This window comes from Roseateles sp. P1_C6 (genome assembly GCF_056406315.1).
The window spans coordinates 375,435-387,881 of record NZ_JBFUAK010000006.1 but is presented as its reverse complement, the minus strand read 5'-3'; the positions used below and the strand labels follow the sequence as shown (position 1 = coordinate 387,881).

The 12,447-nt window shown below is 69.9% G+C and carries 9 protein-coding genes; 2 read left to right on the top strand and 7 right to left on the bottom strand.

Annotation, left to right across the window (positions count from 1 at the left end):
• Positions 1–17: 17 nt before the first annotated feature.
• Positions 18–1,901 (bottom strand): AAA family ATPase, encoded by a 1,884-nt coding sequence (locus AC1D29_RS15865; protein WP_477899029.1) that lies wholly within the window; start codon positions 1,899–1,901, stop codon positions 18–20.
• 220 nt (positions 1,902–2,121) lie between these two features.
• On the opposite strand from AC1D29_RS15865, the gene AC1D29_RS15860 reads away from it, so the two are divergent.
• Positions 2,122–3,699 (top strand): flavin monoamine oxidase family protein, encoded by a 1,578-nt coding sequence (locus AC1D29_RS15860; RefSeq protein WP_477899027.1) that lies wholly within the window; start codon positions 2,122–2,124, stop codon positions 3,697–3,699.
• A 46-nt stretch (positions 3,700–3,745) separates the two neighbouring features.
• A complete protein-coding gene (locus AC1D29_RS15855) occupies positions 3,746–4,891 on the top strand; it encodes an erythromycin esterase family protein (RefSeq protein ID WP_477899025.1) in 1,146 nt (381 codons plus the stop codon).
• Here AC1D29_RS15855 and AC1D29_RS15850 read toward each other — a convergent pair.
• The 6 genes from AC1D29_RS15850 to AC1D29_RS15825 form a co-directional block, all read right to left on the bottom strand.
• Positions 4,888–6,375, bottom strand: a complete 1,488-nt coding sequence (locus AC1D29_RS15850) for a sulfatase-like hydrolase/transferase (RefSeq protein ID WP_477899023.1) — start codon at positions 6,373–6,375, stop codon at positions 4,888–4,890. The two genes, AC1D29_RS15855 and AC1D29_RS15850, sit on opposite strands and share 4 nt — an antisense overlap.
• Positions 6,376–6,453: 78 nt before the next feature.
• A complete protein-coding gene (locus AC1D29_RS15845) occupies positions 6,454–6,939 on the bottom strand; it encodes a hypothetical protein (protein WP_477899021.1) in 486 nt (161 codons plus the stop codon).
• A 17-nt stretch (positions 6,940–6,956) separates the two neighbouring features.
• Positions 6,957–7,631 (bottom strand): hypothetical protein, encoded by a 675-nt coding sequence (locus AC1D29_RS15840; protein ID WP_477899019.1) that lies wholly within the window; start codon positions 7,629–7,631, stop codon positions 6,957–6,959.
• 75 nt (positions 7,632–7,706) lie between these two features.
• Positions 7,707–8,759, bottom strand: coding sequence for a 2-oxoacid:ferredoxin oxidoreductase subunit beta (locus AC1D29_RS15835; protein ID WP_477899017.1), 1,053 nt, complete (start codon positions 8,757–8,759; stop codon positions 7,707–7,709).
• A 58-nt stretch (positions 8,760–8,817) separates the two neighbouring features.
• Positions 8,818–10,653, bottom strand: a complete 1,836-nt coding sequence (locus AC1D29_RS15830; protein ID WP_477899015.1) for a 2-oxoacid:acceptor oxidoreductase subunit alpha — start codon at positions 10,651–10,653, stop codon at positions 8,818–8,820.
• Entirely contained in the window at positions 10,650–12,428 is a 1,779-nt protein-coding gene (locus AC1D29_RS15825; RefSeq protein WP_477899013.1) for an FAD-dependent oxidoreductase, read from the bottom strand. The genes AC1D29_RS15830 and AC1D29_RS15825 overlap by 4 nt, the downstream gene beginning before the upstream one ends.
• Positions 12,429–12,447: the final 19 nt, after the last annotated feature.

Genomic DNA, 12,447 nt, shown 5'->3' with positions numbered 1-12,447 from the left:
CCCGGTGGTTTAGCTTCTCAGGCGGGTTCGCCCGACAGCACGCGCTTCAGCGGCGCGCCGCTGACGGTCTCCTGCCCGAGCAGCATCTCGGCCAGCAGGCCCAAGCGGTCACGCTTTTCTTCCAGCACGCGGCGGCATTCGGCCTGCGCGCTCTCCAGCAGCGCGCGGGCTTCGTCCAGCAGCGACTTCTGCACGTCGGGCCCGATCAGCTCGCGCGGCACGCCGGCCATGCTGAGCAGGCCGAAGGTCTTGCCGAAGCCATAGGAGCCGATCATGGACGTGGCCAGCTCCGACGCGCGCTTGAGGTCGTCGGCCGCACCGGACGAGGCATTGCCGAAGGCGATCAACTCGGCCTCGCGGCCGGCCAGCATCATCGCCAGCCGCGAGCGCAGCTCACGCTCGCCGTACAGCGGCTCCTCGTGCGTGCGCGTCACATAGGTCACGCCCAGCGCGGGGCCCCGCGGCTCGATGCTGACGCGCTCCACGCTGCCGGCATCCAACAGATGCGCCACCAGCGCATGGCCCGACTCATGGAAGGCGATGCGGCGCAGCGTCTCGGGCGTGATGATGTCCTTGGTGTTGGTCACCTCGCCGCCCAGCTGATGGGTCTCCAGCGACTGGTAGACGCGCTCCTGGCTGACCAGTGCTTCACCGGCCTCGGCCGCGTAGGCGGCGGCGCGGTTCACGCAGTTGGCGATGTCGGCCGGCGACATGCCGGACGCCGTGCGCGCGATGGACAGCGTGTCCATGCCCGACGCCGCCTTCACCTGGCCCAGGTACAGACCGAACAGCTGCTCGCGCTCGGGCGCCGTCGGCAGCGCAGTGCGCACGACGAGGTCGAAGCGGCCCGGGCGGCGCATGGCCACGTCGATGTTGTCGACATGGTTGGTGGCGCCGACGACGACGACGTTCTCCAGTGAGGAGAAGCCGTCCATCTCCACCAGCAGGCGGTTGATGATGCGGTTCTGCTCCTGCTCCCCGCTTTGCGCGTCCTTGCCGCTGCTGCGCCGGCCGATGCCGTCGATCTCGTCGATGAAGATGATGCAGGGCGCCGCCTCGCGGGCCCGCTTGAACAGCTCCTTGACCTTGCTGATGCCCGCGCCATAGAACATGGAGCTGAAGTAGGAGCCGTCAACGCTGATGAAGCTGGCGCCGCATTCGCCGGCCAGCGCCTTGGCCAGCAGCGTCTTGCCGGTGCCGGGCGGGCCGTCCAGCAGCACGCCGCGCGGCGGCTTGGCGCCGACGGCGGCATATTGCGCCGGGTCTTTCATGAAGGCGGACACGCGGCGCAGCGCCCGCTTGGCCTCGTCGGCGCCGATGACGTCGTCGAAGCGGGTCTTGGGCTTCTCCGCCAGCCGCGTGCGCGGGCTCAGCAGGCCGCGCATCTGCAGGAACATCAGCAGCCCGCCAATCAGCAGCAGCGTCAGCAGCGGCGCCAGCACGGTCATCGCCTTGTCCAGGCCCTGCGACACCCGCTGGCCGGTGGTGCGCGCGTCGACGTCGATGTCGGTCAGCGCAAAGCCCTGCGCCACGCTGAGCTCGCCCAGGCGAGAGCCGATCTCGTTCTTGCAGTTGACGCCGCAATCGATGAGGCGGGCGCTCAAATGATGGCCGCCGCGGTCGGTGTACAGCACCAGGTGGCCATCGACGCCGACGGCCGCGACCTCTCGGGCCTGCAGCGCGCGCTCGAACTCCGAGGCTTCGCGCGGGTGCGACAGCCACTGCTCGGGCGAGCGCTCGAAGGCCAGCGCCGTGGCGTTCTTGCGCGACTGCGCCTCGATGGCGGCGCGCTGCTGCAGCGTGGTCAGGCCGTACAGCGCCAGCAGCACCAGGGCGGCGACGGCGGCAATGATGAGTTTCTGGCGGAATCCGGGCGTGGGCCTGTTGCTGGCGCTGTCCATGGTGTCGGGGCGGCTGGGCAGTTACTACGGCGTCAAGACTACCCAGCCTCGGGTCGGGCGGCGCGTGCGTTGTCGAGGCTTGGCGAGGCTGTTACATCACGCCCGCCGGTGCGCCGCCGAAACGCGAAAAATTGCCGGGAATTTGGAGCCCCACCGCGCTGGCGGCACGCCGTCCCGCTCCGATATGCTTCCCACCAGTTGTACATACAAGTGAGCTTCCATGACCTCCTATGACATCGTCATCGCCGGCGGCGGCGTTTCGGGCCTGTATTGCGCGCTACGCCTGGCCGACGCCGGCCACCGCATCCTTGTGCTGGAAGCCGCGGCCGACCGCTGGGGCGGGCGCATCGAGACCGAGGACATGGACGGCTTCATCGCCGAGTACGGGCCCATGCGCTTCGAGCCGACGCTGCAGCCGCGCTTCGCGGCGCTGTGCGCCGAGCTGGGCGTGGGCCTGGTGGACTTCTCCGGCCCGTCGGCCGACCAGCTCGCCACCGACGACGCCGACCTGCCGGAGGCCGAGCGCGGGCTGAACTCGCTGCAGCTGCTCAAGCGCGGCATCCTGCTCATCATGGGCCGCCCCGGCCCGGAGGCCGACGACCAGGCCTGGATAGACGCGCTGACCGAGGCCGACTACATGCGGCTGCGGAAGCACGCCCAGCTGCACGGCCAGCCGCTGTGGGACATGGGCTTCTGGAACGCGCTGTCGGCGCAAGGGGTGCTGAGCCACCGGGCGCTGGTGAAGCTGCGCGACACCGGCACCTTCTATCACATGATCCCGGAGAACCTGAACGCGGCCGAGTGGATCATCTGGTGGCTGCGCGCGCTCAAGACCGTGGGCCAGCAGCTGGCCAGCATCGAGGGCGGCTCCGCCAGGCTGACCGAGGGGCTGCTGGCGCGGCTGCGCGGCCATGCCAACGTGACGCTGGCCGGCGGCCACAAGCTGATGGGCGTGCGGCCGGTGGAGCTGGGCAAGCCGACGCTGGCACTGGACGTGGCGACGCAGAACGGCGCCGTCACGCTGCGCGCCGAGCGCCTGGTGCTGGCCCTGCCGCGTCTGCCGCTGCTCAAGCTCACGCGTCACCTGCCCGAGCACATCGCCACGCAGCTGGACAGCGTCAACGGCTTCCCGATGCTGAAGGTCTTCTTCGTCTGCAACACGCCGTGGTGGAGCTACGGCCAGGCGCCGCAACAGTACGCCAACTGCATGCCCACGCGCGAGATCCACTACTTCCGCCGCCCGCCCGAGGCCGATGCCGACGGCCACGGCATGGTGCTGCTGTACATGGACCGCCCGTCCACCGAGTTCTGGCGCCACTACGTCATCGACGGCGACCGTCACGACCGCGCCGAGGTGGACCAGAACGCGCGCATCGTCGACGCCTTCGCGCTGTTCGTCGCCCGCGACGTGAAGCGCTCGGCCGAGTCCGGCGCGGGCACGGCGCTGAAGCTGACCGACAACGCGCGGCGCATCTTCGGCGGGCTGAGCCTGGCCGAGACGGCGGGCTACATCCGCAACGCCATCATCACCTACGGCATCCGCGACTGGGCGCGCGCGCCCTATGGTGCCGCCAACCACGGCTGGCAGCCGGGTGTGCGCTCGTGGAAGGTCATGGACGCGTTCAAGGCCTTCGACTTCGGCAGCGGCGCGCGCAACCTGCACATCGTCGGCGAGGCCTACTCGGACTACCAGGGCTTCATCGAAGGCGCGCTGAACAGTGCCGAGCTGGCGCTGGCGACCATACCAGCGCGACCCGAGGACGAGGCCGCACAGGAGCCCAGCCTGGGCCTGTCCTGATACCAGTTCGCAATGGCTATCCTGCCCGCTCCCGACCGGAGCAAAGATGGGCAAGAAGTGGATGGCATGGGTGGTACTGGCGCTGCCATTGAGCGGTGTGCAGGCGGCTGACGAAGGCTCGGCGCCATGGGTGCGCGCGCAGATGAAACCGATGGCCGCAGGCCAGCCCGCCGACCTGACCGACGCCCAGTTGCAGGCCTTTGGTGACGCGGTCGGCAGCGCCCGCGTCGTGGCCCTGGGCGAGCAGACGCACGGCGGCCGCCAGGAGTTCGAGCTGAAGACTCGGCTGCTGCGCTATCTGCATGAGCGCAAGGGCTTCGACGTGCTGCTGCTGGAGAGCGGCGTGTTCGACATCGCGCTGCTGCAGCAGGCCATGCAGCGCGGCGAGAAGCTGGACGCGCTGGCGCCCGGCAATGTCTTCTACATGTATGCCAAGAGCGACGCCGGCCGCACGCTGCTGCGCTACCTGGACGAGCAGCAGGCCGGACCGAAGCCGTTGCTGCTGTCGGGCATAGACAGCCAGCTCAGCGGCGCACTGAGCCGCAGCGAGCTGCTGCCGCGGCTGCGCGCACGGCTGCCGGGCGACGCCCCCGGCTGGCCGGTGTTCGAGCGCCTGGCCGACACCTTGATGCAGATGAACCGCACACGGCCATCAAGCGACGACGAGAAGACCTTCGACGCGGTCGTGGCCCGCCTGCAGCCGGCGCTCTGCGCGGCCGGCGGCGACGAGCTGCTGTGCCGCAGCCTGGCCGGCCTGCAGGCCCAGGCGGCCGGCTTCTGGCACGACGACTATCAGCGCGACCACGCGATGGCCGACAACGTCATGTGGCAGCTGCAGCGCCTGTACCCGGGCCGCAAGGCCGTCATCTGGGCCCACATCGGTCACCTGGCGCGCGGCTTGAAGCTCGATGCGAACCACCGCTATGCCGGCGACATCCTGGGCGAGCGGCTGGGTCGCGACTACTACGTGCTGAACCTGAGCGCGCTGCAGGGCCGCTTCATGGAGTTCGCATCGGGCCAGGTGCAGGCCGTCCCGCCGGCCCGGCCAGGCAGCCTCGAATCCGTCTTCGCCAGCCTGAACACCGACTTCGCCTTCCTGAACGCGCCGCCGCGGCCCGCGGGCGACGCTGGAGCGCAGTGGGACGGCGTGTTCTACATCCGCGACATGGCACCGGTGACGATGGAGCGCTAGACCGCCCCCATCCACAACCGCTGGAACAGCGGCGAGCGGCAGGACAGCCGGCCGTTGACATGGGCCATGCCGAAGCGCTCGGCCAGCGTCGCCTCGCGCACGCCGGTCAGCAGCGACACCCCCAGGCCCAGCCGGTGTGGCTGCGGCGCCCAGCGCAGGCCCATGGCCTCGGCCAGCGTGGGCAGGATGTCGACATGCGTGAACTCGCGCCGCTGGTCGTCCGCAGGCAACGCGCGGCCCTGCACGTCGTAGCGGGCCAGCGCGTGGAAGACGGCACGGCCGTGCGTGTCGGGCACCAGGTCGCCGTTCAGCAGCGGCTCGGGGTTGAGGTGGTCGCCCATGATCCAGACCACCTTGGGCCGGCCGTCGCGCTGCGCGACGAAGCGCTCGACGAGGCGGGCCACGACGCGGTCGGTGCAGCGCAGCGCGCCGCGCATGACTTCAGCGGGTTCGTCGTCATCATCCTCGTCGGCCAGCGTCTCGTCCGCGCGGCAGCCATGGTCCCGCGCGCCCGAGGGGCCGTGGGTGTCGACCGTCAGCAGCAGGCTCATGCGCGGCTCGTCGGCGCGGCGCGGGCGCTGCATGTCGGCCCAGGCCTGCTCGACGAGGTCGCTGTCCGGCAGGCCCCAGCCGGCGGCCGGCACGGGGATGCCGCGCTGCTGCCACTGCTCGGCGCCAAAGCGGCGCGCGACGCCATGGTCCTCCAGGAAGCGGCCCTTGCCGGCGAACTTCAGCGACGCGCCGCCGTAGAAGCTGATGTCCCAGCCCTGCGCCGCGAGCAGGTCGGTCAGGCAGCGGCCGCCCTCGAAGAAGCGCCGGCTGTACTCCAGCGAGTTGTGGCTCATCAGCCCCACGGGCTGCAGCGGCACGCCGCACAGCGCGCTGAACATGCCGCCCACGGTCCAGCTCGCGCCGCTGAGGTTGCGCAGCTCACCCAGCGTCTGGAAGTCGTCCTGCAGCCGCGTGAGCCGAGGCAGCAGCGCCGCGCCCGGCGTGCGCGGGTGGGTGTAGTCCTCGTCCAGCGACTCGACGAAGACGACCAGCGCATCGGGCCGTTCGGCCGGCGCCTGCAGCGTCACGCGGCCGGGGTCCACGTAATGGCGGGCCAGGTAGTCGCCGCCGTCGGGCTCGGGCTGGCAGGGGTCGGACACCGTGGCGTTCACCGACACGACGGCCCCGGTGCCCAGCAGCGCCAGCAGCGGCAGCCGGTGCCAGCGCTTCATGCGGCGCAGCAGGAAGAGGCTGAGCACCGTCAGGCCGACGACGGCCATCAGGCAGCGGCAGGCCCGCCACAGCATGCGCGGGTCGGCGTAGTCCAGGCCGCCGTTCTGCAGGTGAAAGAGCACCTGGTCGGGCGTCACCAGCCCCAGGTAGGTGCGCAGGAACCAGGTCGCGCCGACGACGGCCCAGAGCAGGAAGACAAACGCCGCCAGGATGGCGGCGCGGGGGGTGGGAAGCGGAGCTCGGAAGCGGTCGGCAGACATCGCTGTCGAGTCTGCCGATGCCGCATTGCCGGGCCGCTAGCGGAAGTTTTCTGAGTGTTGGGGCCAGGCAAAGGACTGTTAGGCCGCCGACTTCGCAGCCGTGCAGGCCTTGGCCGCTGCCAGCCCGCGCAGAAAGCCGCGCCGCACGCCACCGGCCGTGATGGCCGCGCTGACCTGGCGGGCATAGCGCTCCGCGCCGCTGAGCTTGCGCACCCAGCCGCGGAAGGGGATGACGCCTTCCGCCGTGCGCTGCAGCGCACCGGTGGCGGCGTCCTCGCCGCGGTCCAGCAGACCGGGGTTGCCTGACGTGTGCGGCGCGTCCAGGTCGGGGCCCAGGACTTCGTCCAGCGCGCGTATGCCGGCCGCCAGGCCCGGGCAGCTCGCGTCGGCGGGCGTCGCATAGGGCGCCGCCGCGGCGGCCTTCAGCACGTCGGGGATGTCGGCGCGGACGACGTTGAGGTCGCTCAGCGGCGTCGTGGCTGCGCTGGTGACCTTGTCCTGGCTGGAGCTGGCGCAGGCGGACAGCAAGGCGGCAAGGGACAACAGGGCGAGAGTTCTGTGCATGGTGGGGGTTCTGTGGCTCAACGGACGACGGGGATGAAGACGGGAATGTTGATCTGCGTGGCGGCGCCGCCGCCGAAGTTGTCGATGCGCGCGGCGGGGTTGAGCGTCTGCGTGATCGGCACCTCGGCCAGCGCGGGAAAGCTGCTGCGCACGACCGGCAGATCGCGTTCGGTCTGATCCGACATCGTGACCTTGGCGCCGGTGATGAGCCGCACGACGCGCGAAGTCTCGACGAAATGGTAGTTGCCCAGGTAGATGGCCTGGCCGGCCTCGACCTGGAACACCACGCCGGTCGGCGCGGTCGACCTGATGTTGGCGGCGCCGCACGAGACCTGCCAGGCCCTGATTTCGTAGCTGCCGACGGGAAGCGCCACCGCGAAAGGTGAGCCCAGCCGCTTGAGCCCCGGATGAACCGGCTCACCCTTGAAGGCGAGCATGGGGTTCAGGGTCTGGCCGGCACCATGCTCGACGCGAAAGACTTCGCCGGTGGCCTGGGAGACCAGCTCCAGCCGGTAGCCGCCATAAGGCCCCGAGTAGGTGATGGAGCCGGACACGACACCGGTCTTCGTCGCCCCGCGCACATCGTGCTTGTCGTCGATGTTGGGAGCGGCGCAGCCGGCAAGGCCCAAGGCGACGGCACAGGCAAGGGCGGTCAGCAGGCCGCGGCGGCGCAGCCGCTGAGTGGGGACCATGGCGAGGCGAGAAGGCGTCCGGCGGACAAACGGGCGTGAGTCTAGAGCCCACGCCGCCGTGTTGGCGCCGCGCCGCTAACGCAAGCCTGCGTTGATTTTCACCAGCGCCGCGGCACCAGGGCAGAGATCGGCTTCACCGAGGCCGTTCAACGGCTCGGCCGCAGTGCGTTGCGCCGCATGCCAGTCCTTGGCCGCGGGGTCCACGTAAAGCAGCCCGGTCGCGATCTCGCCCGCTGCCGCGCGCAGCTGCATCGCGTTCATCGCCGCGAGGCGGTCGGTGGGGTCGTAGTCGGACGCCATCTTCCTGAGCCGCAGCGTGCTGCCGTCGGACTGGGGCACATCGACGACCTCGGGCGAGTCCTCGACGATCTGTTCGGCGGCGAGGTCGATGAAGTCGATGCGGTTCAGCGCCTCGTTGTGGTCACGCACATGGTCGTAGCTGCGCGTGGAGCCGGCGTGGTTGTTGAACGCCACGCAGGGGCTGATGACGTCGATGAAGGCCGCGCCGCCGTGGCGGATGGCGCCTTCGATCAGCGGCACGAGCTGGGTCTTGTCGCCGGAGAAGCTGCGCGCGACGAAGGTGGCGCCCAGCTGCAGCGCCAGCGCGGCGAGGTCGATGGCCGTGTCGCTGTTGGTCGCGCCCTTCTTGGCGACCGAGCCCTTGTCGGCGGTGGCGCTGAACTGGCCCTTGGTGAGGCCGTAGACACCGTTGTTCTCGACGATGTAGACCATGCGCACGCCACGTCGCATCGCATGGGCGAACTGGCCCAGGCCGATGGAGGCGGAGTCGCCGTCGCCCGACACCCCCAGGTACAGCAGCTCGCGGTTGGCCAGGTAGGCGCCCGTCAGCACGCTGGGCATGCGGCCGTGTACGGTGTTGAAGCCGTGGCTGGCGCCGAGGAAGTAGTCCGGCGTCTTGCTGGAGCAGCCGATGCCGCTGAGCTTGGCGACGCGGTGGGGGGCGATGTCGAGCTGCCAGCAGGCCTGCACGATGGCGCCGGAGATGGAGTCGTGGCCGCAGCCGGCACACAGCGTGGAGACCTTGCCTTCGTAGTCGCGCCGCGTGTAGCCGACGGCGTTCTTCGTGAGACTCGGGTGATGCAGCTTGGGCTTGGCGAGATAGGTCACTTGGAAACCTCCGTGCTGCGCACTGCGGCGCGAGCGCCTTCGGGCGACCGGGCGGCGCTCATGCCGCGCTCCTCGGCGCCGTGGCCAGCGCATGCACGTGGCGCGTGATCACGTCGGTGATGAAGCGGGCCGTGATGGGCGTGCCGTCGAAGTGCAGCACCTTGATCAGCCGGCTGGGCGCCACCTCCAGCTCGTTGACCAGCATGCGGCGCATCTGCGCGTCGCGGTTCTGCTCGACGACGAAGACGGCATCGTGCGCGGCGATGAACTCGGCCACCGACGGCGCAAAGGGGTAGGCGCGCAGGCGCAGCGCGTCGATGTGGATGCCGGCCTCGGCCAACGCGGCCAGCGCTTCGTCCATGGCCGGCGCGGTGGAGCCGAAGTAGAGAACGCCCAGGCTCGTCTTCTGCGCCGCGGCGCGCACCAGCGGCTGCGGTGCCAGCAGCGCGGCGGTCGCGAACTTGGCGCGCAGGCGCTCGACGTTGCGGACGTAGTCGTCACCGCGCTCGGAGTAGATGGCCTTCTCGTTGCGCGTCGTGCCGCGCGTGAAATAGGCGCCCTTGCTCGCATGCGTGCCCGGCAGCGTGCGCCAGGGGATGCCGTCGCCATCGACGTCCTTGTAGCGGGCGAATTCCTTGCCGGCGTCCAGTTGCTCGGCCGTCATGACCTTGCCGCGGTCATAGCGGCGGGCGTCGTCCCACGCCAGCGGTTCGCACAGGCGCTGGTTCATGCCGATGTCCAGGTCGCTCATCAGGAAGACCGGCGTCTGCAGGCGCTCGGCCAGGTCCAGCGCGGTGGCACCAAACTCGAAGCATTCGCGCGGGTCCTCGGGCAGCAGCAGCACATGCTGGGTGTCGCCATGCGAGGCGTAGGCGCTGGAGAGCAGGTCGGCCTGCTGCGTGCGCGTGGGCATGCCGGTGCTGGGGCCACCGCGCTGCACGTCGATGACAACGAACGGGATCTCGGCGAAATAGGCCAGGCCCAGGAACTCGGTCATCAGCGACACGCCCGGCCCCGATGTGCAGGTGAAGGCGCGCGCGCCGTTCCAGCCGGCGCCGGTGATGATGCCGATGGACGCGATCTCGTCCTCGGCCTGCACGATGGCGTAGCGCTTCTCGCCCGTCGCCGCGTCGACGCGGAACTTGCCCGCGTATTTTTCGAAGGCCTCGGCGACCGACGACGACGGCGTGATCGGGTACCAGGCGCAGGCGGTCGCGCCGCCGTAGACGCAGCCCAGCGCCGTCGCCGCATTGCCTTCGATGAAGATCTTGTCGCCCACCGCGTCGGCGCGCTTCACGGCCAGGCCGAAGGGCTGCACGGACAGGTGGTCGCGCGCGAACTCGCGGCCCGCGTGCAGCGCGCGCACGTTGGAGTCCAGCAGCCGCTCCTTGCCCTTGTACTGCTCGGCAAACAGCTTCTCGATGACGCCCGCCTCGATGCCCATCAGCTCGCTGAGCGCCCCCAGCACGAGGATGTTCTTGAACAGCGTGCGCTCGCGCGGCACGTCGTAGGTGGCGTTGCAGATGGCCGTGGCCGGCATGCCGATGACGTGGATGTCGGGGCGGAACGCGTTGGCCGGCAGGGGCTTGGTGCTGTCGTAGAACAGGTAGCCACCGGGCTGGATCTCGGCCAGGTCCTGGTCCCAGGTCTGCGGGTTCATCGCCACCATCAGGTCCACGCCGCCGCGCCGGCCCAGCCAGCCGGCCTCGCAGACGCGCACCTCGTACCAGGTCGGCAGGCCCTGGATGTTGCTCGGGAAGATGTTGCGCGGGCTGACCGGCACGCCCATGCGCAGGATGGCGCGCGCGAACAGCTCGTTGGCGGACGCCGAGCCCGAGCCGTTGACGTTGGCGAACTTGACGACGAAGTCGTTGACGGCTTCGATGCGGCTCATGCGGCCTCCTTGCGCGTGGCATGGTCACGGCAGGCCGCGCCGGCCTTGGCCGTGACGAGCAGGAACTTCTGCATGTCCCACGCCCCCGTCGGACAGCGCTCGGCGCACAGCCCGCAGTGCAGGCAGACATCCTCGTCCTTGGCCATGATGCGGCCGGTCTTCAGGCCGCCCTCGACGTAGACGTCCTGCATCAGGTTCAGCGCCGGCGCCTTCAGCCGCTCGCGCAGGTCGGGGCCGTCCTCGGTGAACGTGATGCAGTCCATCGGGCAGATGTCCACGCAGGCGTCGCACTCGATGCACAGCTTGGGCGCGAACACGGTCTGCACGTCGCAGTTCAGGCAGCGCTGCGCCTCCTTGAATGCCGTGGCGGCGTCGAAGCCCAGTTCGACCTCGACCTTGATGCTGGCCAGCGCGATGTTGGCGGCCGTCCAGGGCACCTTGCTGCGCAAGTCGTTGGTGATCGCGTTGTCGTAGCTCCACTCATGGATGCCCATCTTCTGGGACACGAGGTTGACGTGCGGCGGTGGGCGCTGCGTGACAGGTTCGCCGTGCAGCAGGCGGTCGATGCTGACGGCGGCCTCGTGGCCGTGGGCAACGGCCGTGATGATGTTCTTCGGCCCGAAGGCCGCATCACCGCCGAAGAAGACCTGCGGCAGCGACGACTGGAAGCTCTTCGCATCCAGCACGGGCAGGCCATGCTCGTCGAAGGCGATGCCCGAATCGCGCTCAATCCACGGGAAGCTGTTCTCTTGGCCGACCGCGATCAGCACTTCGTCGCAGGGGATGACGATCTCTTCCCCCGTCTGCGCCTTCTTGAAGCGCATGCCGGTCAGCTTGCCGTCCACATGCTCGAAGGCCAGCGGCACATGGAAGTCCAGGATGGGGATGCCCTCGTGCTCGGCGTCCTCCTTCTCCCAGGGCGAGGCCTTCATCTGCGCATAGCCGCTGCGCACGGTGACCGTGACGGACGAGGCGCCCAGGCGCCGCGCCGAGCGGCAGCAGTCCATCGCCGTGTTGCCGCCACCCAGCACGATGACGCGCGGCGCCACGCTGGTGACGTGGCCGAAGCTGACGCTGGCCAGCCAGTCGATGCCGATGTGGATCTGCCCGGCGGCCTCCTGCCGGCCCGGCAGCGGCAGGTCGCGCCCGCGCGGCGCGCCGCAGCCGACGAAGACGGCGTCCCAGCCCTCGGCCAGCAGCGCCTTCATCGAATCGATGCGCTGGCCGGCGCGCCACTCGACGCCCAGGCCCAGGATGTAGCCGCACTCCTCATCGATGACCCGCTCGGGCAGCCGGAAGCGCGGGATCTGCGTGCGGATGAAGCCGCCGGGCTTGGCCTCGCCGTCGAACACGGTGACCGCATAGCCTTCCAGGGCCAGGTCACGTGCCACGGCCAACGACGCCGGTCCGGCGCCGACGCAGGCCACGCGCTTGTTCTTGCGCGCGGCGGGCTTGGGGATCATGGCGCGGAACTCGTCGGTCTTGTTGTCCGCCGCCACGCGCTTCAAGCGGCAGATGGCCACGGGCTCGGGCTTGGCCGCCTGCTTCTCTTCCACCCGCCCGCGCCGGCAGGCCGGCTCGCAGGGCCGGTCGCAGGTCCGCCCCAGCACGCCGGGGAAGACATTGCTGACCCAGTTGACCCAATACGCCTCGTCATGCCGCCCTTGCGCGATGAGGCGGATGTACTCGGGCACCGGCGTGTGCGCCGGGCAGGCCCATTGGCAATCGACGACCTTGTGGAAATAGGCCGGGTCCGAGATGTCGGTCCGCTGCACGGTGTCTCCTCCGTGGGTG